This is a genomic window from Streptomyces sp. SCSIO 75703, from assembly GCF_036607905.1.
Lineage (GTDB): Bacteria > Actinomycetota > Actinomycetes > Streptomycetales > Streptomycetaceae > Streptomyces.
Genome location: NZ_CP144555.1, coordinates 5,480,056 through 5,495,796, shown reverse-complemented (window position 1 = coordinate 5,495,796; position 15,741 = coordinate 5,480,056). Strand labels below are relative to the sequence as shown.

15 protein-coding genes are annotated in these 15,741 nt (G+C 74.6%); 6 read left to right on the top strand and 9 right to left on the bottom strand.

From position 1 onward, the window contains the following. Positions 1-63 precede the first annotated feature (63 nt). Complete coding sequence (locus tag VM636_RS24175; RefSeq protein ID WP_030418027.1) at positions 64-1,215, bottom strand: acyl-CoA dehydrogenase family protein; 1,152 nt, start codon at positions 1,213-1,215, stop codon at positions 64-66. Between the two features lie 94 nt (positions 1,216-1,309). On the opposite strand from VM636_RS24175, the gene VM636_RS24170 reads away from it, so the two are divergent. The 3 genes from VM636_RS24170 (at position 1,310) to VM636_RS24160 (ending at position 4,072) form a co-directional block, all read left to right on the top strand. After that, on the top strand, positions 1,310-1,984 hold the full coding sequence (locus VM636_RS24170) for a TetR/AcrR family transcriptional regulator (protein ID WP_338485691.1): 675 nt from the start codon (positions 1,310-1,312) through the stop codon (positions 1,982-1,984). Positions 1,985-2,262: 278 nt separating this feature from the next. After that, positions 2,263-2,781: a YceI family protein gene (locus VM636_RS24165; RefSeq protein WP_030418025.1), complete on the top strand. Its 519-nt coding sequence runs from the start codon at positions 2,263-2,265 to the stop codon at positions 2,779-2,781. A 334-nt stretch (positions 2,782-3,115) separates the two neighbouring features. After that, entirely contained in the window at positions 3,116-4,072 is a 957-nt protein-coding gene (locus tag VM636_RS24160; protein ID WP_338486445.1) for a DMT family transporter, read from the top strand. A 158-nt stretch (positions 4,073-4,230) separates the two neighbouring features. On the opposite strand, the gene VM636_RS24155 is transcribed toward VM636_RS24160, so the two are convergent. From VM636_RS24155 to VM636_RS24140, 4 genes are all read right to left on the bottom strand, one after another. After that, positions 4,231-5,487: an MFS transporter gene (locus VM636_RS24155; RefSeq protein ID WP_338485689.1), complete on the bottom strand. Its 1,257-nt coding sequence runs from the start codon at positions 5,485-5,487 to the stop codon at positions 4,231-4,233. 16 nt (positions 5,488-5,503) lie between these two features. Continuing rightward, a complete protein-coding gene (locus VM636_RS24150) occupies positions 5,504-7,045 on the bottom strand; it encodes a citrate:proton symporter (protein WP_338485687.1) in 1,542 nt (513 codons plus the stop codon). A 149-nt stretch (positions 7,046-7,194) separates the two neighbouring features. Continuing rightward, positions 7,195-7,812: a TetR/AcrR family transcriptional regulator gene (locus tag VM636_RS24145; protein ID WP_338485685.1), complete on the bottom strand. Its 618-nt coding sequence runs from the start codon at positions 7,810-7,812 to the stop codon at positions 7,195-7,197. Positions 7,813-8,063: 251 nt separating this feature from the next. Next, the gene (locus VM636_RS24140) at positions 8,064-8,627 is read right to left on the bottom strand and encodes a hypothetical protein (protein WP_234312495.1); all 564 of its coding nucleotides are present in this window, start codon (positions 8,625-8,627) and stop codon (positions 8,064-8,066) included. 159 nt (positions 8,628-8,786) lie between these two features. Here VM636_RS24140 and hmgA point away from each other — a divergent pair, with 159 nt between their 5' ends. From hmgA to VM636_RS24125, 3 genes are read left to right on the top strand one after another with little or no spacing between them, the layout of a single operon-like run. Further along, a complete protein-coding gene (hmgA, locus tag VM636_RS24135) occupies positions 8,787-10,103 on the top strand; it encodes a homogentisate 1,2-dioxygenase (RefSeq protein WP_338485683.1) in 1,317 nt (438 codons plus the stop codon). Between the two features lie 26 nt (positions 10,104-10,129). After that, the gene (locus VM636_RS24130) at positions 10,130-10,876 is read left to right on the top strand and encodes a GntR family transcriptional regulator (protein ID WP_338485681.1); all 747 of its coding nucleotides are present in this window, start codon (positions 10,130-10,132) and stop codon (positions 10,874-10,876) included. A 22-nt stretch (positions 10,877-10,898) separates the two neighbouring features. After that, positions 10,899-12,056 carry a type ISP restriction/modification enzyme gene (locus VM636_RS24125; RefSeq protein ID WP_338486443.1) on the top strand — a complete coding sequence of 386 codons (1,158 nt, stop codon included), beginning with the start codon at positions 10,899-10,901 and terminating at the stop codon, positions 12,054-12,056. A 341-nt stretch (positions 12,057-12,397) separates the two neighbouring features. Here VM636_RS24125 and VM636_RS24120 read toward each other — a convergent pair whose 3' ends face one another. The 4 genes from VM636_RS24120 to VM636_RS24105 form a co-directional block, all read right to left on the bottom strand. Then, a complete protein-coding gene (locus VM636_RS24120) occupies positions 12,398-12,670 on the bottom strand; it encodes a hypothetical protein (protein ID WP_030418016.1) in 273 nt (90 codons plus the stop codon). 116 nt (positions 12,671-12,786) lie between these two features. Further along, positions 12,787-13,680, bottom strand: coding sequence for an anti-sigma factor (locus VM636_RS24115; protein ID WP_338485679.1), 894 nt, complete (start codon positions 13,678-13,680; stop codon positions 12,787-12,789). Next, positions 13,677-14,219: an ECF RNA polymerase sigma factor SigK gene (gene sigK, locus VM636_RS24110; RefSeq protein ID WP_053913552.1), complete on the bottom strand. Its 543-nt coding sequence runs from the start codon at positions 14,217-14,219 to the stop codon at positions 13,677-13,679. Before sigK ends, VM636_RS24115 begins: the two co-directional genes overlap by 4 nt. Before the next feature lie 250 nt (positions 14,220-14,469). Further along, positions 14,470-15,276, bottom strand: a complete 807-nt coding sequence (locus VM636_RS24105) for an SGNH/GDSL hydrolase family protein (RefSeq protein ID WP_030418013.1) — start codon at positions 15,274-15,276, stop codon at positions 14,470-14,472. Positions 15,277-15,741: the final 465 nt, after the last annotated feature.

Here is a 15,741-nt window from a genome sequence, read left to right as displayed (position 1 = left end):
CTCGGGCAACTCACCTCCTCCACTCGGCTCGCACGCTCGGCCGGGCCCGCCCCCGCGTCCGGTTCAGAAGGCCGAGACGCCGGTGAGCGCCCGCCCGATGACCAGCTTCTGGATCTGGCTGGTGCCCTCGTAGAGGGTCATCACCCGGGCGTCGCGCAGCAGTTTGCCGACCGGGTACTCGTCGATGTAGCCGTAGCCGCCGAAGACCTGGAGCGCGTTGCCCGCGGCGCGGACGGCGGCCTCCGAGGCGAACAGCTTGGCCTTGGACGACTCGACGGCGAACGGCCGCCCCCGGTCGATCAGGTCGGCGACCCGCCAGGTGAGCAGCCGGGCCGCGTCCACGTCGACGGCGATGTCGCTGATCAGCTCCTGCACCAACTGGTGGCCCGCGATGGGCTTGCCGAACTGCTCGCGCTCCCCCGCGTACCCCACGGCGGCGTCCAGCGCGGCCTGCGCGATGCCGACGCAGCCGGCCGCGACCGACATCCGCCCCTTGGCGAGGGCCGACATGGCGACGGAGAAGCCCTTCCCCTCGGGGGCCAGCAGCGCGGAGGCGGGCACGCGCACCCCCTCCAGGACGAGTTCGGCGGTGGACTGGCCGCGCAGACCGAGCTTGCCGTGGACCGGGCGACGGGTCAGGCCGGGCGCGTCGGCGGGGACGAGGAAGGCGGAGACACCCCGGTGGCCGGGCGCGTCGGTGGAGCGGGCGAAGAGCAGCACGACGTCGGCCCAGGTGCCGTTGGTGATGAACATCTTCGTGCCGTCGATCACGTAGTCGCCGCCGTCGCGGACCGCGCGGGTGGTGAGCCGGCCGGCGTCGGAACCGGTGCCGGGCTCGGTCAGCCCGAAGCAGCCGACCAGCTCGCCGGAGGTCAGCCCCGGCAGCCAGCGGCGCTTCTGCTCCTCGTCGCCCCAGGCGGCGATCGTCTTGGCGACGAGGCCGAGGGAGACGGAGACGATGCCGCGCACCGACGAGTCGCCCCGGCCCAGTTCCTCGGTGACCAGGCAGTACGCGAGGTGGTCGCCGCCGCAGCCGCCGTACTCCTCGTCGATGGTGAGGCCGAGGAAGCCCACCTCGCCGAGCTTCCCGACCAGCGAGCGGTCGACCTCCTCGGCACGGTCCCAGGCGGCGGCGTGCGGGGTGACCTCGCGCGTCACGAAGTCCCGGGCCAGCCGCCGCAGGGCGGTCTGCTCCTCGCTTGGCTCCAGGTTCACGCCGAGTCACCCCACACCGGACGGTTCGCGGACCGGGCCCGCGAGACTTTAATTAGCGCTGCTAGTTTACGGTCGCGGCCCTACTATGTGCGCCATGGCCCGACCGCGCAAGCCCCTGCTCAGCACCGACCGGATCGTCGCGGCGGCCCGCGCGCTGGTGGACGCGGAGGGCCTCGCGGCCGTCTCCACCCGCCGGCTCGCCGCGGAACTGGGGGTCAGCGGGCCCTCCCTCTACAACCACTTCCGCACCAAGGACGAGATCCTGGAGGCGGTCGCCGACTCGGTGAGCGCCCAGGTCGACCTGTCGATGTTCGAGGGCGGCCGGGACTGGCGGACCGCGCTGCACGACTGGGCCGTCTCCTACCGGGCGGCGCTGCGCGACCATCCGCACATCGTCCCGGTCCTCGCGCACGGACCCGGCCGCCGCCCGGCCGCGCTGCGGCTGGCCGACGCGGTGTACGGGGCGATGGTGGGTGCGGGCTGGCCGCCGGCGCAGGCCACCTCCATCGGCGCGCTGATGCGGTACTTCATCATGGGTTCCGCGCTCGGCTCCTTCGCGCAGGGCTTCGTGGACGACGCGAGCGCCTACGACCCGGCGGACTATCCACACCTGGGCCAGGCCCACCTGCTCGCCGAGCAGCGCGAGAAGATCGACGAACGCGCCTTCGAGACCGGGCTGACGGCCCTGCTGGACGGACTGGCCCGGCAGTACGAGCGGCTGACGGCCGAGGAGGCGCGGACCACGGCGCGGCCGGCCGAGGAGGCGTAGACCGGCGTCCGGCCGGCCGAGGAGACGCGGACCGCGGTGCGGCCCGCCGAGGGACCGCCGCGCGCGGTACCGGGCCGGCGGAGCCGGTCCCCGGCCCGCTTACCGCCGCGACGACCGCCACGGCGTCCGCCGGAGGTCGACCGGATGTGCACTCGGATGTGCACCGGATGTCCGCGGAACCCCGGGGCCGTCCGCGCGAAACCCTGGATCTCCCCGGCACGGCCGCGAGAAGCTGACCCGTCACGGACCGCTCCACGACAGACGGAGGCCACAGGCTCATGACAGCACCGGGTACCCCTCCCACACCGCCACCGGGCACGTACGAGATCGACCAGGCGGCGTCGGAGATCCGCTTCGCCACCCGCGCGCTGTTCGGGCTGCTCCCGGTCGGCGGCACCTTCGGCATCGGGCGGGGCCGGATCACCGTGGCCGACCCGGTGGAGGAGTCGGCGGTGGACGTCGTCGTGGACGCCGGCAGCTTCGCGTCCGGCAACCGGCCCCGGGACGAGCACGTCAGGTCCGCCGACTACCTGGACGTGGCCCGGCACCCGGAGATCGGCTTCCGGAGCGGTCGGCTGGAACGCCATGGCGAGAACGCCACGCTGCACGGCGAGTTGACGGTGCGCGGGGTGACCCGGCCCCTCTCCGTCACGCTCGGCACGGTCGTCCGGGAGGGCGGGCGGATGACGGCGAGCGGCACCGCCACCGTCGACCGGTACGCCTTCGGCATCACCAAGGCCAAGGGCATGACCGGACGGCACCTCACGATCACGCTGGACGTCGTGGCGCACGGCTGAACGCGCGGCCCCGCCGCCCCGCGCCCCGGCGCCTCCCCGGCCCCCGCGTGCCCGGGGCGCGGCACGGGAATCGGCTGCCCGGGACTCGGGGCGCCGCGCCCCCCCCTCGGGCGCCCGGTGCCCGGCGCCCGCGCGGCGCGGCCGGGCCGCTCACCGAGCGGTACCGGGCGCCGAGCCGGTCGGCGCGGCGCCGACCGGCTCGGTGTCCGGCTCCGTGTCCGGAAACCGCCGGTGGCCCCACCGGCCCCGGACCTACAGTCGGAGCCCTGGAGCGGGCCCCGGGTCGACGGACCCGCCCCCTCTCCTCGCCCTCCCCCTGTTGAGTACCTGGAGCATGATGAGCACGCCGCGCCCCGCCCCGTCCCGCCGTCCCGGGCTGCTCGCGGCGGGCGCGGCCACGGTCACTGTCGTCCTGTGGGCCTCCGCCTTCGTCGCCATCCGCAGCGCGGGCGCGTCCTACTCGCCGGGCGCGCTGGCGCTCGGGCGGCTGCTCTCCGGCGCCCTCGCCCTCGGGGTGTTCTGCCTGCTGCGCCGGGAGGGGCTGCCGCCGCGGGCGGCCTGGCCGGGGATCGCCGTCTCGGGGCTGCTGTGGTTCGGCTTCTACATGGTGGCGCTGAACTGGGGCGAACAACTCGTCGACGCCGGGACCGCCGCCCTGGTGGTGAACGTCGGGCCCCTCCTGATCGCCCTGCTCGGCGCGCGGCTGCTCGGGGACCCGCTGCCGCCCCGGCTGCTGGCGGGGCTCGCGGTGTCCTTCGCCGGAGCGGTGACGGTGGGGCTGTCGATGTCCGGCGGGGGCGGCACCTCGCTCCTCGGGGTGGTGCTGTGCCTGTTGGCGGCCGTGGGCTACGCGGCCGGGGTCGTGGCCCAGAAGCCCGCCCTCGGCCGGGCGAGCGCCCTGCAGGTGACGACGTTCGGCTGCCTGATCGGCGCGGTGGTCTGCCTGCCGTTCGCGGGGCGACTGGTGCGGGAGGCGGCCGAGGCCCCCGTGTCGGCGACGGTGAACATGGTGTACCTGGGGCTCTTCCCCACCGCGCTGGCCTTCACCACGTGGGCGTACGCGCTGGCCCGCACGACGGCCGGCCGCATGGGCGCGACGACGTACGCCGTCCCGGCGCTGGTCGTGCTGATGTCCTGGCTGGCGCTCGGCGAGGTCCCGGGACCGCTCACCCTGGCGGGGGGCGCGCTCTGCCTGGCGGGTGTGGCGGTCTCCCGGTCCCGCCGCCGCACACCGGCGGTGCCCTCCGGGGAGACACCGCGGGCCCGGACGCGAAGCGCGCACCGGGTCTAGGGTCCGCCGTCCGGCGCGGGACGGTGGTCCTCGGCGTGTCAAGGGACGGCGCGGCGCCGGGGTGCGCGGTGCGGAGGCGTGGCGGCGAGTCGGGCGACACGCCCGTCACCTCACTCCGTACGCCCATACGCCCGCACTGTGCCGACACACCGTTCACCTCACTCCCGGCGTGTCGGCATTCTGCCGGGGGTCCGGCGTGTCGTGCCCTCCCCGGCGCCGCCGCCCGCCCGCTCCCGGTCCTCCTCCGGGCCGGTCGCCGACGCCCGGAGGGCGACCCCGGCGGAGAGGAGGAGCAGTCCGCCGAGCATCAGGAAGGGCGCGGCCACTCCCGCGACCCCGGCGATCAGGCCCGCGGCGGCGGGGGCGGCGACCTGGCCGAGGCGGTTGCCGGTCAGCCGCAGGGCGAGGGCCGTCGACCGGGCCCCGTCGGGAGCGGCCTGGACGACGGTCGTCATGGAGAGCGGCTGCCCGACCCCCAGACAGAAGCCGAGGAGGGCGAGCAGCAGCCCCAGCGCCCACACCGGCACCGGTACCGCGAGCCCCGCGCAGAGCAGGGCGGCCGACAGGCAGGTCACCGTGAGCAGCACCGTCCGGCCGAGCAGCCGCAGCAGCGGGGTCAGCACCAGCCGGCACGCGATGGTGGCCCCGGCCCGCAGGCTGAGCAGGAGGCCGATCACGGACGGGGCGATGCCCCGGTGCTCGCCGACCACGGGCAGGTAGGCGGTGAGGATGTCGGTGGCCGACAGCACGGAGAGGCTGATCAGGATGCCCGCGGGCACCCCCCGCGCCCGCAGGATGCCTCCGACGGGGACGCGGCCCCGGGGGTCCGGGGCGATGCGCGGCGCCACGGGGTGCTCGATGCGCCAGAGGGAGGTGAACGCCACCGACGCCCCCGCACCCGCGACGGCCAGGGCGAGGGCACTGCTGCCCGCCAGGTCCCGGCCGCCGATCAGGGCGCCCGCGGCGATGGGCCCGACGAGCTGGCCGAGCGAGGCGCCGATGGTGAAGTGGCCGAAGTCGCGGTCCTGCTCACGGGGCGCCGACTGGCGGGCCACCAAGGACTGGGCGCCGATGACGAAGCAGAGGTGGCCCATGCCGATCACGCCGCTCCACAGGGCCATCGCCCACAGCGAGCCGGCGACCCCGCTGAGCGCGCAGCCGCCGGCGATCAGCGCCACGCCGGCCGGCAGCAGCGGCGCGCAGCGGCCGTGGTCGGTGCGGCGGCCGAGGGGCACGGCCGCGAACAGCGGCAGCAGCGCGTAGACACCGGCGATCACCCCCACGGCCCGTTCGTCGGCGCCGAGCGCGAGGGCCCGGTAGGAGACGGCGGGCCGGGCCATCGACACCGCCCCCTGGGCGCAGCAGAAGGCGATGACGAGGCGGAGCAGCCAGCCGCGGTCCCCACCGGGCCTCATGGTCGTGTCCCTTCGGTCAGATGGTCCCGAACAGGATGCCCGCGCCCAGCACGACCAGGCTGGTGAGGACCGCCCACTTCACGACGAACCGCGTGTGGTCGCCGAACTCGACCCGGGCCATGCCGACCAGGACGTAGACGGCGGGGACGAGAGGGCTGGACATGTGCAGGGGCTGGCCGACGATGGAGGCGCGGGCGATCTCCAGCGTGGGCACGCCGTGCGCGGCGCCGGCCTCGGCGAGGACGGGCAGGACGCCGAAGTAGAAGCCGTCGTTCGACATGAAGTAGGTGAGCGGGAGGCTCAGCAGCCCGGTGACCAGTCCCATGTGCGGTCCCATGCCGCCGGGGATGGTGTCGACCAGCCAGCGGGCCATGTGGTCGACCATGCCGGTACCGGTGAGGACGCCGGTGAAGACGGCGGCGGCGAAGACCATGCCGGAGACGTTGAGGACGTTGTCGGCGTGGGCGGCGATGCGGGCCTTCTGGTCCGGTATGCGGGGGTAGTTGACGGTGAGGGCGAGCGCGGCGCCGATCAGGAACAGCACCGGGATCGGCAGCCACTCCATGATCATGGCGGTCAGCAGGACGACCGTGAGCAGCGCGTTGAACCAGTAGAGCCGGGGCCGCAGCGTCGGGCGGTTCGGGTCCAGTCCCTGGAGGCCGTCGTCGTCCCGGCCGCCGGAGCCGTCGCCGTGCCCGGGGCCGGCGGGAGTGGCGGGGTCCGCGGCGGCCTCGGCCCCGGGGCCGTCACCGCCGCCCGCCGCGTCGTCCCCGCCGGCGGCGGACCGCGCGCCGGAACCCGTACCCGCACCGGAGACCGTGCCGGCGCGGGCGCGGGCGCGGGAGGCCGTATCCGTCACCGGCCCCGCGCCGACCAGCACCGTCTCGCTCGCGGCGGCGCCCCCGGCACCCTGCTCGGTGTCCGGGACCCGGTCCAGGGTGAGCGTGCCGAGCCGGCGGCGCTCGCGCAGCCCGAGGACGTAGGACAGGCCGAGGACGGCGAGCAGGCCGACGGCGAGGGCCGGGATCATCGGCACGAAGATGTCGCTTGCGTCGACCTTCAGCGCGGTGGCGGCCCGTGCGGTGGGGCCGCCCCACGGGAGGGTGTTCATCACTCCGTTGGCCGTGGCGGCGACGCCGGTCATGACGACGAGGCTCATCTTGAGCCGCTTGTAGAGCGGGTACATCGCCGAGACGGTGATCATGAACGTGGTCGATCCGTCGCCGTCCAGGGAGACGATCGCGGCGAGCAGGGCCGTGCCGACGACGATGCGCAGGGGGTCGGCCTTGCAGAACCGCAGGATCGCCCGGACGATCGGGTCGAACAGCCCGACGTCGATCATCACCCCGAAGTAGACGATGGCGAACATGAGCATCGCCGCGGTGGGCGCGAGGCTGGAGACGCCGTCGATGACATAGTCACCGAGGTGGGCGCCCTTGCCGACGAAGACACAGAACAGCGCGGGGATCAGCACGAGCGCCGCGATCGGCGACATCTTTTTCATCATGATCAGGACAAGGAAAGTCGCGATCATGGCGAAGCCGAGGATGGTCAGCATGAGTGGATACCTAACGTTCGCCCTTGAACTCCCACCAGGGCCGGCGGTGCTGCGACGCTAGACGCCGAAGCGGAGCGCCAACAAGACGTCGGCACACGAGCAATAAGAGCGAAACTCCAGGTCACAGCGTTGCGGCGGAGAGGTGTGGGTCAGGCGAGGACGCGGTCGAGGTAGGCGCGCAACAGTTCCCTGGCCTCGCCGATGACGCCCTCGTCGCCCTCGGGATCGACACGGAAGGCGAGTTGCACGAGGGCGTCGGCGGTCTCCACCGCGACCAGGAGGGTGCGGCGCGGATCGGTGCCGGGGCGGTACACAAGGTGACCGGAGAGGAGTCCGGCGAGCCGGTCGGCGACGCGGTGGTTGGGCTCGGCGGGGCGTTCTCCGACGGGGATCTGGTGGCCGAAGTCGACCAGGGAGAAGCCGGGGGCGGAGCGCTTCATGGCGAGGTACTCGTCGAGCACCACGTCCAGCGCGCCGCGCCAGTCACCCTCCGGCGCCTCGGGCAGCCGTTCGGCGACGCGCTCGGCGTAGCGCTCCAGGTTGCGCTGGGCGAGGGCGTCGGCCATCTGCCGCTTGTCTGCGAAGAAGCGGTACACCGAGCCGATGGGCACGCCGGCGCGCTGGGCCACGGCCCGGGTGCTGAGCGCGTCGTATCCGGCCTCGTCGAGGAGGCCGGCGCAGGCGTCGAGGATCCTGGCCAGCCGTTCGGCACTGCGTCGTTGCACGGGGGTGCGGCGCAGCGGGGTCGCGTGGGACACGGCCCTCATGATGCTCGCACGCCCCCGGCGGGCGCACCGGGCCCCCCGCCTCCCACACGCCCGCCGGTCCGGCGTCCGCCGTACCGCTCGCGGTCCCCTCACCGCGCTTCCGGCCCGGGGGCGCCAGCCCCACCCGGCACGCGCCGCTCCCGCCGCGCCGCTCACGGCCGCCCCCTCACCACCCCCGGCCGCCCCTCTCACCCGGGGCACCCGCCCCGGCACCCGCCGCCGCGGCCCCGCCGGTCACCCGGGCCCCGCCGTCACTCGGCCCCCTCGACGACCTCCGCGGCCTCCGCGCCGCCGGCTCCCCCGTCGGCCCCCGCGCCGGCCGTCGCCTCCGCGTCCGAGGCGGTGACGTCGGCCGTGCTCTCCACCGGCTCGCCGCCCACGGTCCAGACGGTGCCGTCGTCGGCGTGGAGCCGGACGGTGACCTGGTGCGTGCCCCGGGAGATCCGGCCCGGCTCGAGGTGGTGGCGCGGGCCGCGCAGCACCGCCACGAGGTCGCCGTCGACGGAGAGGTGCGCGACACCCTGTCCGGCCACCGCCCGCTCCGGGGCGCCGGGCGCGGAGAAGCGGAAGTCGCGCACCGTCAGCCGTACGTCCCAGTCGCCGTCGGCACCCGGCTTGATCTCGATGCCGATCCGGGGCGGACGCCCCGGATCCGCCTCCCGGTAGCGCCGGCCCTCGTCGTCGGTGGCGGTCAGGAGCCGACCCGGCGCGGACGACTGTCCGGCCCCGGGTTCCGCCCGCTCACCGGAACCGCAGCCCGCGGTCAGCAACAGGCAGACCGCGAGCGCGACGCACACTCTCCGCGTACCCGTCATGACCGGAGCGTAGAACACCGGTCCGAGCGGCCGAATCCCCCCGAGGGCGGGTTCCGGTCATCCTCACGACGGAGGACGGGAAGAACGGGGCGCCCTCTTGCGCCCGCGAAAACGCAATCCTACGGTGCTCCATAGGATTCGGTGGCGAGGGAGCGAGCGATGAGCGGGGACACGCGCAAGGCGGCGGAGGGGCTTTCCTATCTGTCCGGTTTCGGCAACGAGCACAGCTCGGAGGCCGTACCGGGCGCCCTTCCGGAGGGCCGCAACTCACCCCAGCGGGCCCCGCTGGGGCTCTACGCAGAACAGCTCAGCGGCACGGCGTTCACCGAGCCGAGGGCGCACAACCGGCGCTCGTGGCTCTACCGCATCCACCCCTCGGCCGCACACCCCGCGTACACCCGCGTGGACAACGGCGCGCTGCGCACCGCCCCGTTCACCGAGTCCGTGCCGGACCCGAACCGGCTGCGCTGGAACCCGCTGCCCGCGCCCCCGGCCGGGACGGACTTCCTGGCGGGCCTGTGGACACTGGGCGGCAACGGCGACGCGACCCAGCGCACCGGCATGGCCGTGCACCTCTACCACGCCAACGCCTCCATGGAGCGGGTCTTCGGCGACTCCGACGGCGAACTGCTGATCGTCCCGGAGCGCGGCGGGCTGCTGCTTCGCACGGAGTTCGGCCTGCTGCGCGCCGTCCCGGGCCACGTCGCCCTGATCCCCCGCGGGGTGCGCTTCCGCGTCGAACTGCTGGACGAGGAGGCCCGCGGCTACGTCTGCGAGAACTACGGCACCCCCTTCCGCCTCCCCGACCTCGGCCCGATCGGCGCCAACGGCCTGGCCAACGCCCGCGACTTCCGGGCGCCGGTCGCCGCCTACGAGGACGTGGAGGGCGAGGTCGAGGTGGTGAACAAGTTCTGCGGCAACCTGTGGTCGGCCACCTGCGCCCACTCCCCGCTCGACGTGGTCGCCTGGCACGGCAACCACGTGCCGTACGTCTACGACCTGCGCCGTTTCAACGTCATCGGCACCATCTCGTACGACCACCCGGACCCGTCGATCTTCACGGTGCTCACCTCGCCGTCCGACACGCCGGGCCTGGCGGGCATCGACTTCGTGGTCTTCGCGCCGCGCTGGCTGGTGGGCGAGGACACCTTCCGTCCGCCGTACTTCCACCGGAACGTGATGAGCGAGTACATGGGGCTGATCGAGGGCGCGTACGACGCGAAGGCGGAGGGTTTCGTGCCCGGCGGCGGCTCGCTGCACAACATGATGTCGGCGCACGGTCCCGACCGGGAGACCTTCGACCGGGCGAGCGCGGCCGAACTGCGCCCGCAGAAGGTCGACGACGGGCTGGCGTTCATGTTCGAGACCCGCTGGCCGGTGACGCTCACGCCCCAGGCGGCCGGCGCGGAACACCTGCAACGGCGCTACGACGACGTGTGGCGGGGACTGGAGCGTCACTTCCGCCCGTTGCGCTGAGCACGGGTGACCGGTACGGATAATCCGTGACCTCCTTTGCCCCGGACTCCCTCGTCCTGAACCGCAAACTGCCACTCTGGTACCAGGTGTCGCAGTCGCTGCGCGCGTCGATACTGGGCCGTTCGCCCCGCGACCCGCTGCGCCTGCCGACGGAGGAGCAGTTGGCGGCCCACTACGGGGTGAGCGTGCTGACCATGCGGCAGGCGCTGAAGGAGTTGGAGGACGAGGGCCTGATCTCGCGCCACCGGCGGCGGGGCACCTTCATCGAGCCGCACGTGCGGCGGGGGGCGCCGGTGCGGCTGCTGGGCTCGGTGGACGCCATCGTGGCCCAGCAGTCCGGCATGGAGGCGACGCTGCTGGGCCACGGGGTGGGCCCGGTGCCGTCGGAACTCGCCGAGTACTTCCCGGACACGGCCGAGACGGCGACGTACCACAGGCTGCGCCGGGACGAGACGGGGGAACCGACCAACCACGCCCGCAACTACGTCCGTCCCGAACTGGCCGCCCGGATCGACCCGGACGATCTGGCGCGCTGGCCGATGACGAAGGTGCTGCGGGACGTGGTGGGCGTGGACATCAGCCGGATCACGGACACCGTCCAGGCGCGGCTCGCCGACCCGGAGACGGCGCGGCTGCTCGACGTGCCGCTGCTCAGCCCGATCCTGCACTACACGGGCGTCGCGTACGACACGGCCGGGCGGGTGGTGGACGTGGCCGTGATCCACTACCGGGGGGACCGCTTCTCCTTCACGGTGACCCTGGATGCCACCTGAGTCCGGCACCCGCCGTCGTACGATGCCCGGCGTGACGCACGACGACGCTCCGCCGCTGGCGGACCTCATGCCGTGGTCCGTCGCACCGCCGCGGCTCGGCCGGGGGTGGCCGGCGGGCCCCGACCCGCTCTCCCTCGCGCGCCGCTGGGAGGCCCTGCTCGCGGCGGAGGGCCCGGACCGCGCGGCCCTGTTCGAGCCCTCGCGCTCGCGCACGCTCGACACGCGGGTCGGGCGGCTGCCGGGCGGGGCGGGCGGCACGGGCCGGCTGGCGCGGGCCGCGGGCCGGTGCCCGGAGCCGGTACGGGTGCTGCGGGCGCCGTTCGACGAGCAGTGGCTGATCCCGGATCACCGGCTGATCGACGCGGCCCGGCCGGAGTTGTGGCGGGTGGCGGACGAACGGCAGGTCTTCCTGGTCGAGTTGCCGGACGGGCCGGGTCCCCGGATCCTCGCCACCCCGTTGCTGCCGCTGGCCGCGCCCGCCCGGGTCCGGCCGCTGTTCCGGCGTCCCGGCGGGTCCGAGCCGAACCTCGCGCCGGGACTGCTGGACCATCTGGGGGCCCGGCTCGGCCGGCGGCCCGACGCGCTGGACGTGCTGGCGTGGATCGTGGTGGCGGCCCGGCCGGACGGCGGGGTGCCGCTGACCCGCGATCCGGGGCTGTGGGAGCGCGGGGTGGCGCTGGGCCGCCGGGCGCTGTGGCTGATGTGCCGGGACGGGGAGCGGCCCAAGCTGCCGGGCGGGCGCCGCCCTTACGTCCGCGCCCCGCTGCCCGCGCGCCCCCCGGGCCTCGGGTACGACGCGGAGGCGGAGGCCCTGACGCTGGGCGAGGGCCGGGTCTCTCCGGTGCCGCGTGCGGCGTGGGAGTTCGAGGCGGGCGGCGGCCGGGTGCTGGAGCGCTGGTTCGCGGCCCGTACGGAGGCCGGGGAGCCGGGCACGCTGGCGGCGATCGGCCCGGCGTCCTGGCCGCAGGCGTGGACCTCGGAGCTGCTGGAGCTGATCACGGTCCTCGCGCTGCTCGCCGACGTGCGCGCGGCGTGGCCGGAGGTGACGGTGACGGAGCGGGTCACGGCGGGCGAACTGCGCGGGACGGGCGTGCTGCCGGTGCCCCCGGCTGCCCGACGGCCGTCCTCGGTGCTCGACGCACGGGAGGAAGGACCGGAGGGCCAGCTGACCCTGCTGTGAGGCGTGCTCCGTACGGACCGGGGGGGGCGCGCCTTGCCCGGGGGGGTGCGCGGGGTGTGCCGGGGGCCTGGGCGGAGGTGTCGGGCGTCGTGGGACGGACCGGCGCGGGGCCGGGCCGTCGGGTGTCGCTGGACGTGCCGGTCCCGGGTCGGCGTGGAGCCGACCGCCGTCACCGCGGTGACGCCGGAACCGTCGAGCCGTACGGGTCGTGCCGTGGGGCCGGATGTGCCGCCGGGCCGCGGGGCGGGGAGGCGGCGCGGTCGGGCCGCCCGCGCTGGGTGCGCCGGGATGGCCTGCCGCCGTGGGAGCGCCGGGACGGTGCGACCGCCGTGGCGCGGGCCTCAGTGGCTGCCGAACAGCGAGCGGCGCAGCCGTCGCAGGGGCGCGAAGAGCGAGACACGGCGCACCCTGGCCCGCCGTCCGCCGGGCTCGTGCACGGCGTCGCGGGCGATCAGCTCACGCATCAGGGACGTGGCCTCCACCGTCTCCCGCTGGGGGAGGGCGGGCCCTCCGAGCACCGCGAGGTGACGGTCGAGACGCGAACTGGTCGCCGCACCCCCGCAGGTGATGGCAGGGACCCTGGCCCTGCGTCGCACTGCTGTTATCTGTTCCATGTCACTCCCCACCCGTACACGTCCGCCCGGCCCCGGGCAGGGTAACCCTATCGCCCCGCCGGGGCGGACGTGTATCGCGCCCACAGGATTCACCTTCCCCGTAAGGGGGTTGACGATTACCCTCCGAATCCGACCGATTCCAGGGCGACTTGGACAAGCGGGGTGCCGGTGGGGCGAGCGGACCCCCCGCCGGGCTCGACGGTGACGGCAAGGGACGCGGGGCCTCGTTCCAGGCCCGATGCGAGCAGGGGCGTCCCGCCGTCGAGGAGCCCGAGGGAGCGTGGGGGTGCGCCGGGGCGCACGAGCCAGAGTTGGTGCACGCGGTCGCCCGTGGGGCGTCCGTAACCACCCAAGGTCACCACCGCGCGCCCCTCGGAGGCGGAGGCGACCACGCCGAGGACACCGCCCGCCTCGTCGGCTCCGCCGGCGGCCCGCGCGTCCGGGGCGGCGAGAACGTGGGCGATCTCACGTGCCCGGTCGCGGGCGGTGTCCAGTTCCTCCTGCGTCCGGTGGACCTGGACGGCGAAGAGGGCGGCGACGACGAGGGCCGCGGCGGCGGTGGTCGTGGCGAACGGCACGAGCGGGAACCGCGGCCCGGACGCCGGGCGCGGGCGGTCGCGCCGGTCCCGTGCGGCCCCCGCCCGGGACGGACGGCGTGCGCGCCGCCGCCGGGCGGCCCCTCCCCGTGAGCCCGCGGGCCCCCGGGGAGCGGCGGACTCCTGCGGGGTAGCGGGCTCCTGCGGGGTAGCGGGCTCCTGCGGGGTGGCGCGTACGGCGGTCAGCACCCGGGCGCGCAGCGCGGCCGGGGCGGGGACGGCCGTGGACCGGGCCAGCCGGACGGTGTCCTCGGCCAGCGTCCGCACCTCGGCGGAGCAGTCCGGGCAGGCGGCCAGGTGACGCTCGTACCGGTCGCGTTCGGCGTGGTCCAGGGCGTCGAGGGCGTAGGGGGCGGCGAGGGAGCACAGGTCGAGGTCGTCGCCGGGGCGGGGCGGACGGCGCGGGAGTCTCATACGGCGCCCACCAGGCAGGCGCGGAGCCGGCCGAGGCCGTCCCGCATCCGGGTCTTGACCGTGCCGAGCGGTACGCGGAGGCGTTCGGCGACCTCGCGGTAGGTGTAGCCGTCGTAGTAGGCGAGCGTGACGGACTGGTGTTGCAGCGCGGTGAGCCGGTCCAGGCAGCGGCGCACCTCCTCGCGTTCGAGGCCGGCCTCGACCTCCTCCACGACCTGGTCGAAGGCGGGGTGGTGGGAGCGGCGGGCCTCGCGGCGGTCGCGTTCGCCGGCGGCACGGGCGCTGCGGACCCGGTCGACGGCGCGGCGGTGGGCGAGGGTGAGGGTCCAGGCGAGCGCGCCGCCCCGGGCCGGGTCGAAGCGGGCGGCGAAGCTCCAGAGTTCGAGCAGGGCCTCCTGGGCGACCTCCTCGGCCTGGGCGGGATCGCGGACCACGCGCAGCGCGAGTCCGTACACCGGTCCGGAGACCAGTGCGTACAGCGCCTCGAAGGCGCCCCGGTCGCCCCGGGCCACGCGCGTCAGCAACGCGTCCGCGTCCACGCCACCCCTCCCACCCGTTCCGCCCGCTCGGCGGACCCGCTTCTCGGAGGGAGTACGGACGCGCGGGCCGAAAGCGTCAGCGGGACGGACCGGGAAACGATCCCGCCGTGGCGGAGCCGGACCGGAGGAGCGAGGGGGAGGTCCCAGCGCCGGCGGGACCTCCCCCTGTGTGCTCCGTGCCGCTCCTTCTCCTTCCGCTCGGCCGCGCCCGCGAGCGGGGCGGGACGCGGGGGCCGGTGTCCGGCCCGGGTCAGGCGCGGCTGTTGAGGACCGGCAGGTAGCCGCTGGACTGGCCGACCGCGGTCGGGTGGTACGACTCGCCGATGTTGAGCCAGTTCACGCTGTGCAGCCAGGCGCTGCCGGAGCAGATCTCGTGCCCGGTGAAGGGCGTGCGGACGTCGCCGAAGGCGAAGCCGTGGTTGGCGGCGCGCTTGGCGATCGTGTTGTTGAGGCGGTCGGAAGCGTCGTTGATCGCCTTCCGCTTGGTCTCGGAGAGGCCGATGCAGGAGGTGCCGAGCTGGTAGAAGCGCGGGTAGCCGATGACGACGACCCGGGCGTTCGGTGCCTTGGAGCGGATGGCGGAGTAGACGCCGTCGAGGTTGCCGGGCAGCGTCGAGTCGACGTACGAGGTGGCGGTGGCGATCCGGGACAGACAGACACTGTCGGACTGGAGCACACAGGTCGTCATGACATCGGCGAAACCGGCGTCGTTTCCGCCGATGCTGATCGAAACCAGTCCGGTGGAGGAGCTGAGGGGTCCGAGCTGACCCGCCAGGACATCACCCGTTCGGGCGCCCGAGCAGGCCGTGAAGTCGAAGGACGTGGGCGAGTTCGCCGCCGCCCACAGATACGGGTGGGCCTTCGTGCTGCGCTTGCAGTCGCCGCTGGAGGCGATGTACGAACCGGCTCCGACCCCCGAGGAGTAGGAGTCGCCCAGCGCCACATAGCCGCCGGATGCCGCGGTTCCGGCGGCGTTCGCGGCGGCGGCGCCGCCGAGGGCGGCGCCGGCCGCGAGGAGAAGGGAACTCAGGATGCCGACAAGTCGGTAACGTCTCATGGAACCTCCCTTTAGCAGGATCTCTGCGGTAACTGTGATAGCAGCTACGCGCGTTGACCGGAAGTGTCCATGCCAAAAGTGTGCCCGGCCAGGTTCGTTCAAACTCGGACCAGTTCCGGCCAGGGGCCCAGGGCCTTCTTGACGGCGCCTGCCGGACTGCGTCACATTTGGGCCCGGCATCCGGGGCTTCGGGGGGCAATTCGGCCATGCGCGCCGACGGAGTCCGGAGGGGATCGGGGGATCTTCGGCGCGAACTCGCCGTCCGCGGCAGGCGGATGACCGTCAAACCAGCCAAAGGGTGAGGCCCGTTCCAGGTCTTGTCATACGGCTTCCATCGTCAATACCGTCATACATCTCCCGCGTCGGAACGTCGGCACACGGCCCAGGGGAGGGCTCGGGGCCACGGCGGACCCGGCGCGGAGCGCGGCAGGGGGGTGCCGTGCTCGGCGACCGCACAGGTGGCCG

Coding starts and splice junctions, on each gene's coding strand:
- VM636_RS24170 (WP_338485691.1), top strand. CDS start 1,310: ATGGCCCGACCGCGCAAGCCCCTGCTCAGCACCGACCGGATCGTCGCG.
- VM636_RS24165 (WP_030418025.1), top strand. CDS start 2,263: ATGACAGCACCGGGTACCCCTCCCACACCGCCACCGGGCACGTACGAG.
- VM636_RS24160 (WP_338486445.1), top strand. CDS start 3,116: ATGATGAGCACGCCGCGCCCCGCCCCGTCCCGCCGTCCCGGGCTGCTC.
- VM636_RS24155 (WP_338485689.1), bottom strand. CDS start 5,487: ATGAGGCCCGGTGGGGACCGCGGCTGGCTGCTCCGCCTCGTCATCGCC.
- VM636_RS24150 (WP_338485687.1), bottom strand. CDS start 7,045: ATGCTGACCATCCTCGGCTTCGCCATGATCGCGACTTTCCTTGTCCTG.
- VM636_RS24145 (WP_338485685.1), bottom strand. CDS start 7,812: ATGAGGGCCGTGTCCCACGCGACCCCGCTGCGCCGCACCCCCGTGCAA.
- VM636_RS24140 (WP_234312495.1), bottom strand. CDS start 8,627: ATGACGGGTACGCGGAGAGTGTGCGTCGCGCTCGCGGTCTGCCTGTTG.
- hmgA (WP_338485683.1), top strand. CDS start 8,787: ATGAGCGGGGACACGCGCAAGGCGGCGGAGGGGCTTTCCTATCTGTCC.
- VM636_RS24125 (WP_338486443.1), top strand. CDS start 10,899: ATGCCCGGCGTGACGCACGACGACGCTCCGCCGCTGGCGGACCTCATG.
- VM636_RS24120 (WP_030418016.1), bottom strand. CDS start 12,670: ATGGAACAGATAACAGCAGTGCGACGCAGGGCCAGGGTCCCTGCCATC.
- VM636_RS24115 (WP_338485679.1), bottom strand. CDS start 13,680: ATGAGACTCCCGCGCCGTCCGCCCCGCCCCGGCGACGACCTCGACCTG.
- VM636_RS24105 (WP_030418013.1), bottom strand. CDS start 15,276: ATGAGACGTTACCGACTTGTCGGCATCCTGAGTTCCCTTCTCCTCGCG.